Source organism: Pseudomonas sp. B33.4 (assembly GCF_034555375.1).
Classification (GTDB): domain Bacteria; phylum Pseudomonadota; class Gammaproteobacteria; order Pseudomonadales; family Pseudomonadaceae; genus Aquipseudomonas.
In genome coordinates, this window is record NZ_CP140706.1 from 608,234 (window position 1) to 628,087 (window position 19,854).

Annotated in this window: 11 protein-coding genes; 7 read left to right on the forward strand and 4 right to left on the reverse strand. The window is 58.2% G+C overall.

The window, feature by feature from the left end:
* Positions 1–29: 29 nt before the first annotated feature.
* The 7 genes from rnr to dnaB all read left to right on the forward strand — a co-directional run bounded on the left by rnr (position 30) and on the right by dnaB (position 7,325).
* Positions 30–2,660 carry a ribonuclease R gene (gene rnr / locus U6037_RS02630; RefSeq protein ID WP_095120626.1) on the forward strand — a complete coding sequence of 877 codons (2,631 nt, stop codon included), beginning with the start codon at positions 30–32 and terminating at the stop codon, positions 2,658–2,660.
* Entirely contained in the window at positions 2,657–3,424 is a 768-nt protein-coding gene (rlmB, locus tag U6037_RS02635; RefSeq protein ID WP_322845707.1) for a 23S rRNA (guanosine(2251)-2'-O)-methyltransferase RlmB, read from the forward strand. Before rnr ends, rlmB begins: the two co-directional genes overlap by 4 nt.
* A 306-nt stretch (positions 3,425–3,730) precedes the next feature.
* The gene (gene rpsF / locus U6037_RS02640; RefSeq protein ID WP_016771938.1) at positions 3,731–4,153 is read left to right on the forward strand and encodes a 30S ribosomal protein S6; all 423 of its coding nucleotides are present in this window, start codon (positions 3,731–3,733) and stop codon (positions 4,151–4,153) included.
* A gap of 29 nt (positions 4,154–4,182) precedes the next feature.
* The gene (gene rpsR / locus U6037_RS02645; RefSeq protein WP_002551829.1) at positions 4,183–4,413 is read left to right on the forward strand and encodes a 30S ribosomal protein S18; all 231 of its coding nucleotides are present in this window, start codon (positions 4,183–4,185) and stop codon (positions 4,411–4,413) included.
* 36 nt (positions 4,414–4,449) lie between these two features.
* Positions 4,450–5,343, forward strand: a complete 894-nt coding sequence (locus tag U6037_RS02650) for a hypothetical protein (protein ID WP_016983782.1) — start codon at positions 4,450–4,452, stop codon at positions 5,341–5,343.
* An 18-nt stretch (positions 5,344–5,361) separates the two neighbouring features.
* Positions 5,362–5,808, forward strand: a complete 447-nt coding sequence (gene rplI, locus U6037_RS02655; protein ID WP_008078307.1) for a 50S ribosomal protein L9 — start codon at positions 5,362–5,364, stop codon at positions 5,806–5,808.
* A gap of 119 nt (positions 5,809–5,927) precedes the next feature.
* On the forward strand, positions 5,928–7,325 hold the full coding sequence (dnaB, locus tag U6037_RS02660; RefSeq protein WP_008078305.1) for a replicative DNA helicase: 1,398 nt from the start codon (positions 5,928–5,930) through the stop codon (positions 7,323–7,325).
* 42 nt (positions 7,326–7,367) lie between these two features.
* On the opposite strand, the gene U6037_RS02665 is transcribed toward dnaB, so the two are convergent.
* From U6037_RS02665 to U6037_RS02680, 4 genes are all read right to left on the reverse strand, one after another.
* Positions 7,368–12,032: an NEL-type E3 ubiquitin ligase domain-containing protein gene (locus U6037_RS02665; RefSeq protein WP_322845708.1), complete on the reverse strand. Its 4,665-nt coding sequence runs from the start codon at positions 12,030–12,032 to the stop codon at positions 7,368–7,370.
* Between the two features lie 113 nt (positions 12,033–12,145).
* Positions 12,146–14,749 carry a hypothetical protein gene (locus U6037_RS02670; RefSeq protein WP_322845709.1) on the reverse strand — a complete coding sequence of 868 codons (2,604 nt, stop codon included), beginning with the start codon at positions 14,747–14,749 and terminating at the stop codon, positions 12,146–12,148.
* A 114-nt stretch (positions 14,750–14,863) separates the two neighbouring features.
* Positions 14,864–17,446, reverse strand: a complete 2,583-nt coding sequence (locus U6037_RS02675) for a hypothetical protein (RefSeq protein ID WP_322845710.1) — start codon at positions 17,444–17,446, stop codon at positions 14,864–14,866.
* A gap of 47 nt (positions 17,447–17,493) precedes the next feature.
* Positions 17,494–19,692, reverse strand: a complete 2,199-nt coding sequence (locus U6037_RS02680; protein WP_322845711.1) for a hypothetical protein — start codon at positions 19,690–19,692, stop codon at positions 17,494–17,496.
* Between the last annotated feature and the right edge of the window lie 162 nt (positions 19,693–19,854).

Below are 19,854 nucleotides of genomic sequence, written 5' to 3' on the forward strand. Positions count from 1 at the left end.
CCGCATATAGACAAGGTGAAAACTCTCTAATGGCCGATTGGCAGTCCCTCGATCCCGAGGCCGCTCGTGAAGCGGAAAAATATGAAAACCCTATTCCTAGCCGCGAACTGATCCTGGCGCACCTCGCCGATCGGGGTTCGCCTGCTGCCCGCGAGCAACTGGTCGAAGAGTTTGGTCTGACCACAGAAGACCAGATCGAAGCCCTGCGCCGCCGTCTGCGCGCCATGGAGCGCGACGCTCAACTGATCTACACCCGTCGTGGCACGTACGCGCCGGTCGACAAGCTCGACCTTATCCTCGGTCGCATCAGCGGTCACCGTGACGGTTTCGGCTTCCTGGTGCCGGACGACGGCAGCGATGACCTGTTCATGAGCCCGGCGCAAATGCGTCTGGTATTCGACGGTGACCGTGCGCTGGCCCGTGTTTCCGGTCTCGACCGTCGCGGTCGCCGCGAAGGCGTGATCGTCGAAGTTGTCTCGCGTGCTCACGAAACCATCGTCGGTCGCTACTTTGAAGAAGGCGGCATCGGCTTCGTCGTTGCCGACAATCCGAAGATTCAGCAAGAAGTGCTGGTCACCCCGGGCCGCAACGCCAACGCGCAGATCGGTCAGTTCGTCGAGGTGAAAATCACCCACTGGCCGACGCCGCGCTTCCAGCCGCAAGGCGACGTGGTTGAAGTGGTCGGCAACTACATGGCGCCGGGCATGGAAATCGACGTTGCCCTGCGCACCTACGATATTCCGCACGTCTGGCCTGAGGCTGTTCTGAAAGAGGCGGCCAAGCTCAAGCCGGAAGTCGAAGAAAAAGACAAAGAGAAGCGCGTCGACCTGCGCCATCTGCCGTTCGTCACCATTGACGGCGAAGATGCCCGCGACTTCGATGACGCAGTTTATTGCGAAGCCAAACCTGGCAAGCTGCGCCTGTTCTCCGGCGGCTGGAAGTTGTACGTGGCGATTGCCGACGTTTCCAGCTACGTGAAGATCGGTTCGGCACTCGACAACGAAGCGCAAGTACGCGGCAACTCGGTGTATTTCCCCGAGCGCGTGGTGCCGATGCTGCCTGAGCAACTGTCCAACGGCCTGTGCTCGCTGAACCCGCACGTTGATCGTCTGGCCATGGTTTGCGAGATGACCATCTCCAAGTCTGGCGAAATGACCGACTACTGCTTCTATGAAGCGGTGATCCATTCCCACGCTCGTCTGACGTACAACAAAGTCAGCGCGATGCTGGAAACGCCGAAAATCACCGAGGCGCGTCAGCTTCGTGGAGAATACAACGATGTTCTGCCGCACCTCAAACAGCTTTATGCGCTGTACAAGGTGCTGCTGGCTGCCCGTCACGTACGTGGCGCGATCGATTTCGAAACGCAGGAAACCCGGATCATCTTCGGTACCGAGCGCAAGATCGCCGAAATCCGTCCGACCACCCGCAACGATGCGCACAAGCTGATCGAGGAATGCATGCTGGCGGCCAACGTAGCCACCGCCGAATTCCTCAAGAAGCACGAAATTCCTGCGCTGTACCGCGTCCACGATGGTCCGCCGCCGGAGCGTCTGGAAAAACTTCGTGCCTTCCTCGGCGAGCTCGGTCTGTCCCTGCACAAAGGTAAGGACGGCCCGTCGCCGAAGGACTACCAGGCACTGCTGGCGAGCATCAAGGATCGTCCGGATTTCCACCTGATCCAGACCGTGATGCTGCGTTCGCTGAGTCAAGCGGTGTACAGCGCTGACAATCAGGGCCACTTCGGTCTGAATTACGAAGCGTATACCCACTTCACTTCGCCGATCCGTCGTTATCCGGACCTGCTGACGCACCGCGCGATCCGCAGCGTGATCCATTCGAAGCAGGACACCCCGCACGTTCGTCGTGCCGGCGCGATGACCATTCCGAAGGCGCGCATCTATCCGTACGACGAGGCAGCACTGGAGCAACTCGGCGAGCAGTGCTCGATGAGCGAGCGCCGTGCTGACGAAGCGACCCGCGACGTGGTGAACTGGCTCAAGTGCGAGTTCATGAAGGACCGCGTGGGCGAGTCGTTCCCGGGCGTGATCACCGCGGTTACCGGTTTTGGCCTGTTCGTCGAGCTGACCGATATCTACGTCGAAGGCCTGGTGCACGTCACTGCGCTACCGGGTGACTACTACCACTTCGATCCTGTGCATCACCGCCTGGCGGGCGAGCGCACCGGTCGCAGCTTCCGCCTTGGCGATACCGTTGAAGTGCGCGTGATGCGCGTTGACCTCGACGAGCGCAAGATCGACTTCGAGATGGCTGAAAAAACCATCAGTGCGCCGATCGGTCGGAAAAAGCGTGGTGCTGAAACCGCCGCGCCAGCCGCCAAGGAAAAAGCCGAAGCGGCTCCAGCGAAAACTGCTGGTCGCCGTCCGGCCAAGGAAAAGGCTGCCGAAGCCTATCGCCCAAGCGACGCCGTGGCGAAAAACGCCGAGTTGCGCAAAAGCCGTGAAATGAAGAAAGCGCTGCTTTCCGATGCCAAAAACGGTGGTAAAGCGGCGTCCGGGGGAAAGACCGGACGGTCGGCGCCTGAAAAGGCCTCCGGCGGCAAGCCAGCCAAACCGAGCAAACACCGTAAAGGCCCGCCAAAAGCGGGTTCGGCTCCAGCCAAAAGTGGCGGGGCACGTAAACCGAAGGCGAAGTCATGAGTCAGTTGGAAAAAATCTACGGCGTTCACGCGGTAGAAGCGTTGCTGCGTCACCATCCAAAGCGCGTCAAGCAGATCTGGCTAGCGGAAAGCCGCAACGATCCGCGCGTGCAGACCCTGGTTGAACTGGCTAACGAAAATCGCGTTCAGGTCGGCCAGGCCGAACGTCGCGAAATGGACGCCTGGGTTGAAGGTGTTCACCAGGGCGTGGTCGCGGAAGTCAGTCCGAGTCAGGTCTGGGGCGAAGCAATGCTCGACGAGCTGCTTGATCGCACTGACGGCGCGCCACTGTTGCTGGTGCTCGACGGCGTGACCGATCCGCACAACCTCGGCGCTTGCCTGCGCTCGGCCGATGCCGCCGGTGCGCTGGCGGTGATTGTGCCGAAAGACAAGTCGGCGACTCTGACGCCTGTGGTGCGTAAAGTCGCTTGCGGCGCGGCAGAAGTAATTCCATTGGTTGCCGTGACTAACCTCGCTCGCACCCTGGAAAAACTTCAGCAGCGCGGTCTGTGGATTGTCGGTACTGCGGGGGAGGCTGAGGTCAGCATCTACGACCAGGATCTGACTGGCCCGACCATCCTGATCATGGGCGCCGAAGGCAAAGGCATGCGTCGCCTGACTCGCGAACACTGCGACTATCTGGTGAAGCTGCCGATGGCCGGTAGCGTCAGCAGTCTGAACGTGTCGGTTGCGACGGGCGTGTGTCTGTTCGAAGCCCAGCGTCAGCGCGGTGCCAAAGCCAAGGCAGCCACCAAGAAATCCTGATCTGCTGCAAATCCCCTGTAGGAGTGAGCCTGCTCGCGATAGCGGTGCAACATTCAGCATCAAAGTTGAATGTTACCCCCTCATCGCGAGCAGGCTCACTCCTACATTGTTTTGTGGGAAGGCGAAGATCGGTGATTGTTCAAATAATCACCAATTGCCTTGCACCTCTTCTATCCCTTCTCTACAATTGCGCCCCTTGCTGTGACGGCAGGCACGCATGTGCCCCGCGCCAGCAAGTCCATAAGTGTCATTCACTCCTTGTCTGACCGTTTTTGAGCGGCAGGCTACAACCCGTAAGGAGCATTCATGCGTCATTACGAAATCATCTTTCTGGTCCACCCGGATCAGAGCGAGCAAGTCGGCGGCATGGTTGAGCGTTACACCAAGCTGATCGAAGAAGACGGCGGCAAAATCCACCGTCTGGAAGATTGGGGCCGTCGTCAACTGGCCTACGCAATCAACAATGTTCACAAGGCTCACTACGTGATGCTGAACGTTGAGTGCACTGGCAAGGCCCTGGCCGAGCTGGAAGACAACTTCCGCTACAACGATGCAGTGATCCGTAACCTGGTCATCCGTCGCGACGAAGCCGTTACCGGCCAGTCCGAGATGCTCAAGGCTGAAGAAAACCGCAGTGAGCGCCGTGAGCGTCGCGACCGTCCTGAGCACGAAGGCGCCGAAGGCACCGATAGTGATGACAGCGACAACAGCGATAACGCTGACGAGTAATCCACGGACCTTATTAAGGAGCCTATCAAATGGCACGTTTCTTCCGTCGTCGTAAATTCTGCCGCTTCACCGCTGAAGACGTGAAAGAGATCGATTACAAAGATCTCAACACTCTGAAAGCCTACGTATCCGAGACCGGCAAAATCGTTCCAAGCCGCATCACCGGTACCAAAGCTCGTTATCAGCGTCAGCTGGCCACCGCTATCAAGCGCGCCCGCTTCCTGGCCCTGCTGGCCTACACCGACAGCCACGGCCGCTGAGACCGGGCAGTCGACAAGTAGCAAAGGATTGAATGCATGCGTGCCTTAGCTGAGTTCATCATGCGAGGCCGTATGCAGGCCACTCTCGTGGTGGCCGGATGTGCAACATTGCCGTTGTTGTATTGGTTGGGTGCTGCCGCGGGGAGCCTTGTGCTGCTGCGGCGCGGACTGACGGACGCCCTGGGTGTTCTGTCTCTGGGGCTGCTGCCGGCTTTGATCTGGTGGCTGTATGCCGATGACCCACGCGCGCTTCTGGTGCTGTTGGGGTCTTCGGGACTTGCGCTGGTTTTGCGTGCAAGTGAGTCCTGGGTTCGCACGCTGCTGGTCAGCGTAGTGATTGGAGTGGTGTTTTCAGTGGTGCTCGGGGCTGCGTTTGCGGCCCAGATCGAGATGCTCGCGCAGGCCTTGATAAAGGTCATGCCGGCGCTTCTCGGTGAGACCTACAAGCAATTGTCGGTCGATGAGCAAGCGCGTTTCGCGTCCCTGATTGCACCAGTCCTGACCGGACTGATTGCGGCATTGTTACAGATCGTCAGCGTGCTGAGCCTGATTGTCGGGCGGCATTGGCAGGCGTTGTTGTACAACCCGGGTGGTTTTGGTCGCGAGTTTCGCGCCATCCGGATCCCGCTGGGGCCAGCGATGTTGCTGCTGGCGTTGATGCTTCTGGGCCCGAATCTCGGTGCACAGATGGCCATGTTGACGCCGTTGTGCAGTGTACCGCTGGTGTTCGCCGGACTTGCCCTGATTCACGGGCTGGTCGGGCAAAAGCGACTGGCCGGTTTCTGGCTGGTGGGGTTGTACGTCACGCTGCTGTTGTTCATGCAGCTGATCTATCCGTTGCTCGTGGTTTTGGCCATTGTCGACAGCCTGATTGATTTTCGCGGTCGTCACGTGTCGAAAGACACCGATAACGCGAACGGTGAAGGTTAAAAGTTAGAGGATTTTCACATGCAACTGATCCTTCTGGAAAAAGTCACCAACCTGGGCAACCTGGGTGACAAAGTAAACGTTAAGGCCGGTTACGGTCGTAACTACCTGCTGCCTTACGGCAAAGCTACCGCCGCGACCCCAGCGAACATCGCTGCGTTCGAAGAGCGTCGTGCCGAGCTGGAAAAAGCTGCTGCAGACCGTAAAGCATCGGCTGAAAGCCGTGCTGCCCAACTGGCCGAGCTGGAAGTGACCATCACTGCCACCGCTGGCGACGAAGGCAAGCTGTTCGGTTCGATCGGTACTCACGACATCGCTGACGCACTGACCGCCTCCGGCGTTGAAGTTGCGAAAAGCGAAGTTCGTCTGCCGAACGGCACCATCCGCAACGTGGGTGAATTCGACGTGGCTGTGCACCTGCACGCCGAAGTTGAAGCCACCGTACGCGTTGTTGTGGTAGCAGCTTAAGCAACACTGATCGGCTGGCGGCTTGTCCGCCAGACGGTTAACATCGGGCACGATCCTGTTTACAGGTCGTGCCCTTTGTCTTTCTGAACTCCTCGTTTTTCCAAACAACACAAGTGGCCATGAACGATATCTCCGCTCCCGAGCAATACGATCTGCAAACCGCTGCCCTGAAGGTGCCGCCGCATTCCATCGAGGCCGAACAGGCTGTACTCGGTGGTCTGATGCTGGACAACAACGCCTGGGAACGTGTGCTCGATCAAGTCTCCGACGGCGATTTCTATCGACATGACCACCGTCTGATCTTCCGTGCGATCGCCAAACTGGCCGATCAGAACTCCCCGATCGATGTCGTGACCCTTGCCGAGCAATTGGACAAGGAAGGTCAGACCTCGCAAGTCGGCGGCCTCGGTTACCTCGGCGAGCTGGCGAAAAACACGCCATCCGTCGCCAACATCAAGGCCTATGCGCAGATCGTCCGCCAGCGTGCGACGTTGCGCCAACTGATCGGCATCAGCACCGAGATTGCCGACAGCGCTTTCAACCCGGAAGGGCGCACCGCCGAGGAGATCCTCGATGAAGCCGAGCGGCAGATCTTCGCGATTGCCGAGGCCCGGCCGAAAACCGGTGGCCCTGTCGGTGTGAATGACTTGCTGACCAAGGCCATCGACCGCATCGACACCTTGTTCAACACCGACAACGCCATCACCGGCCTGTCTACCGGTTACACCGACCTCGACGAGAAAACCAGCGGCCTGCAACCGGCCGACCTGATCATCGTTGCCGGTCGTCCGTCGATGGGTAAAACCACCTTCGCGATGAACCTGGTGGAAAACGCCGTACTGCGCAGCGACAAGGCGGTGCTGGTGTATTCCCTCGAAATGCCAGGCGAATCGCTGGTCATGCGTATGCTCTCCTCGCTCGGCCGGATCGACCAGACCAAGGTGCGTTCCGGTCAGTTGGAGGATGACGACTGGCCGCGCCTGACCTCGGCGGTCAACCTGCTCAATGACCGCAAGCTGTTCATCGACGACACCGCCGGTATCAGTCCGTCTGAGATGCGTGCGCGTACCCGGCGTCTGGCGCGGGAACACGGTGAGATCGGTCTGATCATGATCGACTACCTGCAACTGATGCAGATTCCAGGTTCTGGCGGCGACAACCGAACGAATGAGATTTCTGAAATCTCGCGTTCCCTGAAAGCGCTGGCCAAGGAATTCAACTGCCCGGTGGTGGCACTGTCCCAGCTCAACCGTTCCCTCGAGCAACGGCCGAACAAACGTCCGATCAACTCCGACCTCCGGGAATCCGGAGCGATCGAGCAGGACGCCGACGTGATCATGTTCGTCTATCGCGACGAGGTGTATCACCCGGAAACCGAGCACAAGGGCATCGCCGAAATCATCATCGGCAAGCAGCGTAACGGCCCGATCGGTTTTATCCGTCTGGCGTTCATCGGCAAGTACACCCGCTTCGAAAACCTCGCGCCGGGCAGTTATAACTTCGACGACGACGAGTGACCGCAGGCCGAAGTCGCTCGGCCTGCGATCACGCTGTATCGATTACACCGTTGCGCCGCTCGCTCCCGGAGTTTCATCCGCAGGCGTGAAGTTGGCAGAAGACGCCTCAATGGATGTTCGCGGCTGCAGTTCCTGACGCGTCAGCGTCTGAATCAACGTCGCTTCGACAATCGCCAGTTGCGCGGTCACATCATCGGTTTGTGAATTGTATTGAGCCTCGCTCAGCAGGCGTTGCGCCGACTGACCGTCCAGAACCTCCTGACGGTCCTGAAACGGCTGGCGGCTCGCATCGAATTGCGCCTGGTATTTGTGAATGATGAAGTCCTGCCAGAAATCCATCGATACCAGCGCCTGAAACTCTTCGGGCGAACCATTCAATGCAATGACCTTTTGATAAGCCACATCCAGCATGGCCGGAGTCACGCCGGCCATGCCGATAAAGGAAAGTGACTGCGGCTGAAACGGCAATTGCAGCCGATCCTTGAGACCAAAACGGTAGGCCATGGTCATTTCATGCGGATCGCGTATCCGCAGGCGATGAGTATTCTGCAGCTGCGGCGATGTAGCGGAATCGTTGACGATTGCCCTGCTTGATGCGATCTCTGCCGCTGCGATGGCGTCTACGTGCTTCAACCGAAACAACCCGTTGGACAGTTCCACCAGTGGCGCGCCATTCATATCTTGTCTGGCCTGCACGCGAGCCTTGTGAGTCATGGCCAGCACTTGCAGGTCGGTGAAGGTCGCAGCGGCGAGGTCAGTGCAGCCGGCTTCGCACGCACGATCGAACAGCTCCCTGCGCAAGCTGCGCGACTGCGGATTGTTTTCGCTGATGACGTCGATCACGTCCCAGGCTTGGCGGCGGAAATCACGGTGGTGGATGCGGTTCGCGAGAATGTTGAAAAAGCCTTCCGAGCCCTCCTGCTCACGCAATGCGCGCCATTGAGCTGTGCGGGCGGTTGCCTGCTCGACGGTTAGTCCAGCGGTCCAGCGGGGGTCCGGTTCCAGGATTCCTGTCGCCATGGTGCGCCGTACCGCGGAGACAGACGTTGTGATCAGGTTGGGTCTTCGGTTGAGAGGCGTCCCGGCCAATCTCAGTCGCTCCTGGTAGGCGAGCAACTGTAGGGGCGTGGCGTCCGACAACGGATTGTTACTCACCAGCGTGCCACTGTTGACCTGGACCGAATGGGCCAGACGTTCAGGGGGCGGTGCAGCCACAAACTCAGGAATCGTCGTGATCCGGTTGTTGCTCAGATCAATCCCGGTCAGCAAGGGTTGATCAAACAGACCGGTTGGCCATTGGCTGATACCGGTGTTCGCCAGATTGACCTCGCGCATGTCGGTGATCTGACTGAAATCCGGTATCACGCCGAGTTGCGGGTTGTTGTCTATCCAGAGCGCTCTGAGCGTTGTGCGCCCGGCCAGTATCCGTGCTGCTTCTGCGTTGAGTTCAAGTTGGTTGTGCTGCAAAAACAGGCGTGTCATCCCGTGCATTTCGCCCACGGCCGGAGGCAAATCCCTGAGTCGGTTGTTCGACATGTCCAGCCAGCGCACATGACGAAAGCGGGTGAGGAAACCTTCCGGAGAAGCTGTCAGGTTCATGCCACTCAAGCGGAGTGAGCCGACATGGCTGAAGTCGATGCTCAGATCCGGCAGGGTCGGTAAAGTCAGGCCGCTCAAGTCCAGTTCCAGACCGATCGGTGTGCCGTCGTTGGCGTGCTTCTGCGCCGTTTCGCGCCGCCAGCAATGGATGATGCGATCCCGCGCGGCGGTACGGTCATTGCGGGTCATGGCGTTGATCTGTAGCTGATTGGCGCGAACATACCGTAGCCGATTGCCTCCCCCGGAAAACACCCAGTCGTCGAGCTGACTTTTCAGCAGATCAAATTCTTGTTCCAGAGCGAGCAAGTGGGGTACGACGGTCGCCTTGTCATGATTCCAGATGAAATCCCTGCATTCTTTGATGCTTTTGGCCGGATACAGGTTTCGATAGCGCTGCGCTCGGGAGTTCTCGCTATCGAATACGGCGGCATCGGCCGGGTCCATCAATTCGGGGTGAGTTTCCTTCAGGCGCCGCCAGTAGGCGTCGAATTTTCTCCAGTACGCGGAAGGGAAGTCGTTGTCATCAAGGCGAGTGACATTGTTGATCCGGGCGACCACTGACAGCGCCTCGGGCGCTGGGTTGAGGTTGGCCTGCGGCACTTCACGCAAGCGATTGTTGCGTAAATCCAGGCGCGTCAATTCGGCCTTGTCGAGCAGACCTGTCGGCCACTGAGTGATCCCGGTGTTTTTCAAGTTCAAGGTTTGCAACCCGGACATGCGGCTGAAATCAGGCAGCAGTTGCAGCGGGTTGTCGGATAAGTCGATCTGGCTCAGACGGTGCAGCGCACTCAGTGCCGCAGCGCTTTGCTCATCCAGCTTCAGTCGGTTCGCGTTCAGATTCAGCTGGCTCAGCTTGTCCATTTCGGCAACCTTGCCAGGTAACGTCTCGATGCCGGAGCGGACGATGGTCAGGCTTTCCAGATTGGCGCAGTTGGACAGTAGTGTGTCAGCGGTGTCGGTCCAGACAACTGAGTCGAGAGTGAGCAATCTGACGTGACTGAAGTCCACTGTCACGGCTGGAAGGGGTCCGTACATGGGTGGCAGCTTCAGTTCTCCTGCGGATTCGCGAAGCCAGCAGCCCTTGATTATTCTGGCGACGAGCTCGGCCTTCATTTTTTGCGGACCGACGACACTGGACGTGCCGGGTTGGCTGTCGGCGATGTAGGTTGCCAGCTGCGTTTCGAGCACGTCGAAATCCTGTATGCGCCGGGCTATATCGGTTTCTGCATCATCACCCAGACCAATCAGATACTCTCTGGCGGCTTGCAGGTCTTTGTCGGGATACATACGCCGCACCATCGCGACTTCGGGTATGTCACCGTAGAGCCTGAACGCGTCGGCACGATTGCCCGTGCGCATTGCCGGGTATTGGGCAATCACACGTCGCCAGTACACCTCGAGTGTGCGCCAGTAGCTGGCCGGAAAGGGGTTGCCTTCAATCAGCGTGACCGCGTTGATGCGTGCGACGCTCAGGAGCTGATCGCTCGGCGGGTTGAGATTGGCCGGCGCAATCTCACGCAACTGATTGTTGCGCAAATCGATGATGTCCAGCCCTGTCTGATCCTGTAAACCGACGGGCCAGTGATCCAGTTGCGTGTTGCTCAGATTCACTTCCTTGAGTTCGGACAGGCTGCTGAAATCCGGTGTTTTGCCCAGCGGATTGCCGGACAGGTCAAGGCTTTGGAGTTTGCCGAGCGTGCTCAGTATTGCGGCCATTGGTGCATTGAGTTGAATACGGTTAGCGCTCAGATCCAGCGCGCTCAGATCAGGCATCTGCGCGACGTGGGCAGGCAGTTTTTCCAGCGTTGAATGGGTCACCGCCAGACGCTCGATCGCGGAAAAACCACCGAGGAATGTGTCGGCGGTGTCCGACCAGGTGACGGCGGTCAACTGCAGTGATCGCACATGGCTGAAATCGGCGGTGAGGGGCGCAATGATCGCTCCTCCAAGTTCGAGCTTCAGCGTCGTCCCGGTCTGCCGTCTCCAGCAGCGTTTTATTTCTTCCACGGCGCGCACCACCGAAGGGTTTTCGGTTTCGCCGGGTAAGGCAGTCTTTTTGAGCCAAGCGAGGAGTTCAACCTTCAGATGCTTGTACTCGGCCTCGCGGCGGGTCAAATAGCTGCGTACATCATCACCCTGCGAACGCAAAAGCGTGGCGATCTCCTCGTTGTTGAGGGATGGGAACAATTTTCGCGCGCGGGATTCCGGGGGCCTCAATTGATTGACCGCGTGGGAAAGTCGCTCCAGCAGACCCGGATGAGCAGAGCTCGCAGACTCTCCGCGCAGCATCCCGCCCGTACCACCAACCTCGGTGCCCCTCCAGCCTTCCTGTGCATTGAAGACAATCGGCTCTGACCGGCCGGGGCGCGATGCGACATAAACGTTGTCACTGTCGCTGGCCACGGGATCCTCGGAGCGGACGATGCGCATCACATCGGCCAGTGGGCTCGATGCATCGAGATCGTGCAGCACCTGATAGCCGTGGTGGCCGATTACCGCATAGAGTTTATCGTTGAATCGGTGAAGGCCGTCGCTGTCGGGTACGGCGTCGCCGAAGTCCAGCGCTGTACGAAAGTCTTCCAGACGTGTGCTGGACAATGCAAAGGTGACCGGCGCGAAGTCGTCCAGCTCATGCCACAGACCGGTGCCCGGGTCGCGCAACATCACCGGCCCGGAGGGCTTCGACTCGCTCGGCAGCCTTGCCCGGTAGAGGCCGGTGTCCGGGTCTTTGCCGATCAGTACGATGCGCTCGCCGGCCACATCGACGTATTGGCGCCCTTTGTGAGTCCGCAGTCCCTCGGCGTCGACAGCCGACAATCCGAGCGCTGGCGAAAGCCGGTAATCCTCCAGCGGCTGATAAACAGGCCGCAGTGCGTCAGCGGTGAAGGTGGTGGGTTGCACCGTGATGATCGGCGCCGGCCTGATCGCCTCGATATCCAAATCAGTGGCGGTGCCGAGCGACCGCAGCGGATTGTCGGCAGAGGGTAGGAGTTCGAAGCCTAAGCGCGGCGGCGCATCGGGGCGCACGGTGTTCACGTCTGGCGACAGAGGGTGTCGGACGTGGGTATTACCGGAGGCACTGCCTTTGGGAGGCGATTTAACGGGCATGTCTTTCCATCCTTGTTGAGTTTGCTCAGCAGCCCCCATAAACCGGAGCTGATGGCTGATTCGGCGTCATTGCCTGATGTATCCGTAACAATAAAAACGGTGCTCGGTGGCGGTTACTCGGGGGGCACGGCAACCTCGTTGGCGAGTGTGAATATTTTGCTCGCCGTTTTGCCGTCAAAGGTTGCCCGCCAGATTTTCACATGAGGCAATCCGGCCTGTTCATCACGGCGCTGGGACTCGATGCCGCGCCGGCCCTGTTCGAGTGTTTTCAAATGACCGCCGTCGACTTTGAAGCTCAGGGACGCAGTGTCGTCATAGTGAAAATGGGCTTCCCACAAGGGCGCACCACTGGCGCGATCCCTGATCGAATAAACGTCCAGAAATGACTTGCTCCTGCCTTTGCCCAACGGCTTGCGATCAACGGTCTTGCTTACCGTGAGCTCGGCTTGATCCATCAGATAATTCACGCGCATGAGGTCCAGCACCTCTCTGTTCTTGTACATCCGCACCAGCACCGTCTGGCCTTGCCTGGTCAATGTGTCGGCCGCAGTTCGCAGGCGGTCGACCAAGCCTTGGATCTCCATATCCCCGGCGGTTGTTTCATGGTTTTCCAGGCGTCGCGCCTGCTCGACGAGCTTATCTGTTGCGGTTCCGAGGTCCTCTAGAATTTCCGTCGGATTATCTTTTTTGAGCTCTCTCATCCTTGCTTCGGCAAGGTGTTTATCAACCCCGGTTAACAGCCGGTTGGCCTTGTTGATAAGTTGGTGCCTGGGTTTTTTGGCAATGGCGGGACGAACGGGTAGCCATTCACCTTGTCTTTTTTCGTAGTGTTTGGGTGGCGCCTCGGGGCGCAATACGTCAGGAACCTTGATGGTGACGCTGCCGTCCACGGCGGTTTCTGTGTCGCCGACCAGTACCCGGTATGTGCCGTGCTGGCGAGTGCGGAACATTTTTCTCGACGACGCGGGTCGATCAGTCTCGGTATCGACAGGCTGCGGGGGAATGAAATCGAAATCGATGTCCTGATCGAGGCTGGGCAGTTCGTTATTGCGTTCGTAGGTTTCATAGATCTCGGTCAGGCGGTTTTCGATCCGCTTCTCGATCGGCTCGATCAGGGCGATGATTTCTTTGATGTACTGCGCTTTCGGGTGGTCGGAAGCCAGCAGCGTTTCAAAGCGGTATCTGTCATGTCTGATTTGATCAAAGGCCAACACCAGTGCCATCGGGTGTTCGCGCTCCGGAACGTTTTTCAGGTCCCCCGTGATCAGGTCGATGGCCCCCAGCGAGTGCATGGTCATGCTGGGGGAGTGCTCGGGTGTGTCCGCGAACAGATGGACATAAAGCGTCAGCTTGTTGAAGTTGATGCGCTCGGTTCCAGGCACCTGTTGGCTGAGTTCAAGGAGTTCGGGGGCTGCGCCCGGGTCGGTTTTCCTGATCTGTTCCATGACCGCCTGGCGGTCGTCCAGAAGCTTCAGTTTTTTGTTCATATGGGTGATTATTTTTTTACAGTTTTCGGCGTCCAACCCCGATGCCGTGGGCCTGATACGTAAGTCCATGACAGCCATGAGCCTGTTCAGATACTCCACGCGCTCAATCTGGAACGTGAGTAATTCCTGCTTGTATAACCCGGTGGCTTTCACGAGGGGCAGCCAATCCCTGGCATCGATCATCGACTGCACAAAGTCCGTCTGCTTTTTTATGTGCCTGAGAAGATGAACCTCCACAGCCACCAGGGCCGCGTTTTTTTCAGCACTCCCATCAGGTAGCGGGCGTGCCTGACCCCACAGCGTGTTGTAGCGCTCGGACGATTCGGACAGCGCTGCGTGAGCTTGCTGAAAGGGCTCATACCGTTGCATCAGGATGGCCATGTTGGCTTGAATCAGGTCGCGCCGACGCATGCCTCCTCTCAGGCCTGTGGAGACCAACACCCAGTTGTTCTCCTCATTACGGGTGATGGCACGGCTGACACCGCTGCGGCTGGAGCGATAGAGGTTGGCGGGATCGCTCGCCACGGGGTCGTTGGAGTTGACGATGCGCCACACCTTCTGCCCCGGCGTAGAAGCATCGGGATCAAGCATTGCCTGATACGCATGGTTGTCGATGACCACATAGCGTTTGCCATGGTGGTTAAACATGCCGTCACTGTCGGGTTCGACTGCGGTGAAATCCAGTTCGGTGCGAAAAGCTTGAAGGCTGGCCTCGGTCAATGGTGCGGCAAAGACGTCAGCGTCATTGGATGGATGCCATAACCCGCTGTCGGTGTCGCGTATCAATATTGGCCCGGAGGCGACCAATTCGCCGGCAAGTCTGGCCCGAGGCAGGCCTGTGTCCGGATCCACTCCTACGAGGACGATGCCACCTTTTGGCACGTCAACGTATCGGCGTCCCTTGTGCGTCCTGAAACCTTCGGCGTCGGCGTCCGGCAATCGTGCTGATGCCGTGAGCCAGTAGTGCTCCAGCGGCTGTAAGTCGGGGGAACGGGTTGCAACGGGTGAAATGGCCCGGTGCACTGTGACGGTCGGGGCGAGTCTGATTGCATCGGGGTCGGGCTCTGCGAACATTCTGCCCGGGTGCGAGGGATGGCCGAAAGAGGTCGACGAATCGAAACCCGCACGAGTCCCGAGAGCCGGACGCGATGCATTGCCGTGCGGCGGGGTGTCCGGGTGAACGTGGACATCGACGGTATGAGTGCCTTTCACAGGCGGTTTTAATGGCATGCTTTTTCATCCATGAAAAATGAGTTCCCGGCAATTGCGCGAAGTGATTTTTTGCCGGGTGTCGGTTTGCGTGCTTGCGCACGCGATATCGCTGCCCGCCAGGGACAGGCGAGGTTATGAGGCTAGGTCGAAAATTCGCTGTGCCGTCCTGCTGTCGATGTCTTCACGCCAGATACGGACATGCGCCCGGCCAGCCTGCTCATCCCGGCGTTGGGAAGAGGTGCCGAGCCTGCTTTGCTCCAGGGTCTTGAGGTGGCCGCGCTTGTCAGTGAAGCTCAGCGCCGGGCTGTGTTTTTCCGCGTAGTGAAAATGGGCATGCCACAGCGTCGTACCGGTTTGCCTGTCGTTCAGCGTGTAGACGTCGAGGAAGTCTTTGTTGTTGCCTTTGCCCAATGGCAGTCGGGTATGGGTTTTGACGGCACTGAGATGTCCGTGGCTGATCAGGTACGCCACCCGATCAACACTCAGAAAGGCAGGGTCCTTGTAGAGCCGCACGCGAATGGCTTCGCTTTCATTGAGCAGGCGCTGACTGTCGCGTTTCAGGCGCTGAAGCAGAGTGGCCGTATCGCTGGCGCCGGGATTCGGCGCCTGTTCAATCTGGCGGGCGAAGTCGTCGAGGTCGTCTGCCCGTTCGGTGAGGAATTCGACGATGCTGGTGGCGTTGCGTTTCGCTCTCTCATCGCTCCAGGCGGTATTCAAATGGGCTTCGGTTTGTTCCTGTAATTGCCCGGCCTGAGTGACCAATGTCGTCAGATTTCTTTCCTGTCGGGCAATCTGGCGGCGCCACTCGCCTTCCCTGCGCTCGTAGGTTTGCACGATTTTTGTGGGGTCATGAGGGTTCATCACGTCGATCAGATCTTCGCCCGCCGCCGTTCGACGTGGCCGGCCGACGCGGATCTTGTAGACCCCGTGGTGTTTGCTGCGAAACATTTTGCGCGGTGCAGCGGCCGGCTGGTTCTTGCTTTGCGCAGGGATAAAATCGAAATCAATCGGTTGCTCATGGGGCGGTAGCGCCGAGGTGTTTTCCTGCTCACGGTGAAAGCGGTTCAAGTGCTCGTCCAGCGTTCCCTCGAAGGTGCGGATGGCTTCGAGGATTTCTGCGCGTGAACGGCTATGTTGCGCGCCGGGCGGCAGTTGCAGATGTTCATATGACACCCTGATTGCGGACGCCTGATCGAGCAGGTCGCTCAGTACCGGGATGCGCGCCTGCACAGGAATACGGTCGAGCGCACGGAAGGCAAACGTGACTTCACCGAAACAGAACGCGAGGTATCGGGCATTGGCATTATTGACGTCGACTTCAGCCTCCGTATCGACGAACAGTCTGCTTTTCGCGTAGACCCAGAAGGCTACAGTGTCGTGCAGATCCATCGGCTCGAACGCGATGTCATTCAACTCGCTCTGCGGCAAGCGCCAGGTGTTCGCCAGTTCATCGGCAATGACCTGACGCTGTCGCATGAGCACCAGTTTGCTCGACAGGTGCTCGGCAACCGATGCATGGTCGGAGTCCGGGCCGCCGAATATCGGCCCGTCGAGCAACTTGCGCGAGTCATTGGCGATCATGAACTGGTTGTACGTCAGCAATCGCCCTTTGTGCAGCATGATGATCTTGTCGCGGTATGCTGCGCGGCCTCTGACTGCAATGATCCGCTCCTTTTGTTCGGTGTGCAGGTTGAGTGTTTTTTCGAGTATCGACAGCTCCCATTGATGGTGTCGTTCGAGCTGTTCCAGTACGTCTCGCTCGCCATCGGTGTCTTTCAGGGCTCGCCAGCGTGCTTGCAGCTGTTCACCGGTTGCCATCGCATGATCGAATTCCAGATCCAGTGTCTGTAGCTCGAAAATCAGGTCAGCTGCGCGCATGGCTTCTGTCGGTTTCGTTGTTCGGCGCATACCCCCCGCACCGCCCACAAGCGTTCCCAGCCAACCGTGACGCTCGTCAAAGACGATGGGCTCCGATCTGCCCGGACGGGTGCCGATATAAATATTGGCGGGATCGGCTGCCACCGGATCTTCGGGGTGGACGATGCGCATCACCGCGGTTGCCGGCGAGGAAGCGTCAAGATCATGCAGGGCCTGATAAGTCTGTTCTGCCATAACGACATAGAGTTTGCCGTTGTACCGGTGCAACCCATCCTGGCCAGGTTCTGCTGTGCTGAAGTCCAGGTCGATCGCGAAGGTTTGCAGGCGACTGGCGGACAAGGGAAAGGTGATGGATTCGAAGGCCTTCGGTGCATGCCAGAGACGGCTTTCGGCATCGCGCACAAGCGTCGGCCCGGAAGCATTCAGCTCGTTCGGCAGCCTTGCCCGGTACTGACCCGTTTGCGCGTCCACCACGACTTGTACGATCCCGCCGCCCGGCACATCGACATAGCGGCGTCCTTTGAATGTCCTGAAACCCTCGACATCAGGTTCCGGCAGTGTGACGTGCGCACTGACCCGGTAATGCTCGAGTGATTGTTCCTGGATCACGAAGCGCGTCGGAGCAACGGCCGCAGACGGGGTGATCGTAATCGGTGGCGCCGTGGCGATGACGTCCAGGTCAGAGCCCGTGGTGGTTCTGCCAGGCGTCGGTATTGCACGCGCAGGCATGATCGCAGAAGGATCGATCTGATGCGGTGAACGCCTGATGACGGGCGTGCCGTGGCGTGGATGGACATCGACGGTGACGATGCCTCTGATGGGCGATTTCGGTGACATTTCTTCATCCTTGAAGAAGCTATGGAAAGACACTTTTTGCGAAAGCTTCAGACGGCAAACGAGAAAATGCTGTCGGCTGTTTGCTGGTCGAGGGTAAGGCGCCAGATCTCCTTGAGGGGACGCCCGGGCTGCCCATCCTGGCGCAGGAACAAAACGTCCGGCCCGGCTTGTTCAATGGTTTCCAGGTGCCCCCCATGTGGCTTGAAATCCAGCTCGGGGCTGTTCTTTTTTTCATAGTGGAAATGCGCGATGCAAAACGGCTTGCCCGTCAGCGTGTCATTCAGCGCATAGACGTCGACAAACTCTTTATGTTGACCTTCCCCTCGCTCTAGTCGGGTATGCACCCGCTTGGCACTCAGATGATTATGGTCGAACAGATAGGCAACCTGATCGGCGCTGAGGACGGACTGGTTCTTGTAACGGTGAATGCGGACTTCAACAGCTGCTTTGCGCAGACGCTCACTGACCTGACTGAGCCGTTGGACGAGCAATGCTGTATCGCCAGTGAGCGGATTCGATGCGCGCTCGATCTGCAGGCGCAGGTCATCGACTTCGCGGGCGCTGTAGTGAAGATCCTCGACCGTTCTCGCGTGATGGGCCGTACGCAAATGTTCATCGGTACTTGCCAGTAGCAGGCGCGCTTCGAGTGTCAGCTTCGCCAGGCTTTTTTCTTCGCTGACCACGAAATGTCGCCACTCCGCGTTCCGACGTTGATAAGTCTTCTGCAGCATTTCGGGGTTACGCGGGTGCATCACATCGATCAACTCTTCGCCTTCGGCAGTGCGCCGCTTTTGGCCGATGCGTATTTCTCCCGGGTCGTCGGGGCTTTGAAACATTTTTGCGGGTATCGCCGGGCGCCCGCTCATGCGTTGGTCCGCACGGAAGTCGAAATCAATCGCCGTCGTCAACCGCGGTATGGAGGCGGCGCTTTGCAGTTTTCGGTAATAAAAATCGAAGCGTTCTTCGAGAGCGATTTCGAAGGTGTTGATCACTTCGACTATTTCCTCACGGGATGCGGAGTGGATGGCGTCGCGCTGTATGTCGAGCGTTTCATAAGACTTTTTGATCAAACCGCACTTATCGATTAAATGGCTCAAAGCGCAAAGACGGACTCCGGATGGAATGCTGTCGACATTGCCAAATGCGTCCACCAATTCTAGAAATGACATCGAAAGCAACTGAGGTATACGCGCAAAGTGAGCCGCGGACATTGCCTGGCTTTTTGCGAATACCCAATCGGCGGTGGTTTTGTGGATATCCGCTGGGTGGTAACCCAGTTGCTCAAGTACCGCTATCGGGTTCCTTGAAAGTTTCTGCACTTCGTCGCCGACAATCTGTCGCTTTCGCAAAAGTACCAGCCGATTCTTCAGATAAGTTGCCATCGCTCGGTAATGCTCATCGGTGAGCATTGTGTTGGCCGGTGCACTCAATCGCCATCGCGACTCACTGATCGTAGAGATTTTGTAATAGGTCTTGAGCTGGTCTTTATGCAAATCGAGCCAAGCTATCTCGTATGCGCGGACGCCTTTGTATCGGACGAGTGACCGCTGCTCCGTTGCGTAAAACGCAACCAGCTTCTCCAGATGAGCCAGGTGCTTGTGGCCCTGGACTTCGTATCGCACGATCGCGCTTCTTTCGTCCTCTGTTCCTTTGAGCGCGCGCCAATCGTGCTTCAGCTTGTTCAGGTATTCATCAGACTCATCCAGCACCTTGGTCAGTCTTTCGATTTCCAGATCCAGATCCGCTGCTGAACGAATTCGCAGTTTTTCCGGCGAGTCGTCCAGCGGTTTCCAGAGTTTGCTGTCGTGGTCGCGTACGAGCCAGGGTCCTGACGGATCCCGTTCGCTCGCCAACCGGGCCCGATGAAAGCCGGATTGTGAGTCGAGTACCACTTGAACGCTGTGTCCATCGGGTAAATCGACGTAGTGGCGGCCTTTGACGGTTCGAAAACCTTGAGGGTCTGGAGCAGGGAGCGCAGCTTTGCTGGTTATCCAGAAATCCTCGAGTGGCCGCCGTTCAGTCGGGAGAGCTGTCGCGGAGTCGGACGTTGTCTGGCTGATAAAGACGGCACTGTGTCTGGCGCCGCCTCCGTGTGTGCTATCTATTGGTTCTCCCAGGCTCAGGGTCGACACATCCACATCATGAAGTGAGGCATTGCCTGGGCGTCTGCTCGCGTCGGGTGGGTGAGGCAGACGGGTGGAGGTATTGCTTTTAACGGTGCCTTTGGCGGGCAATTTTGGTGACATTTCTTCATCCTTGAAGGGTTGTCACATCAGCCAGCGTCAACACTGGCCGATGAGTATGTGATTTGAATGGCGATTTTTCGTGGCCGGTTGTCGGGTAAACCGTGTACCGCGAAGGCTGAAAGAGAAACCGACCATTGCCGTCGGAATTGGTCAAAATTTGTG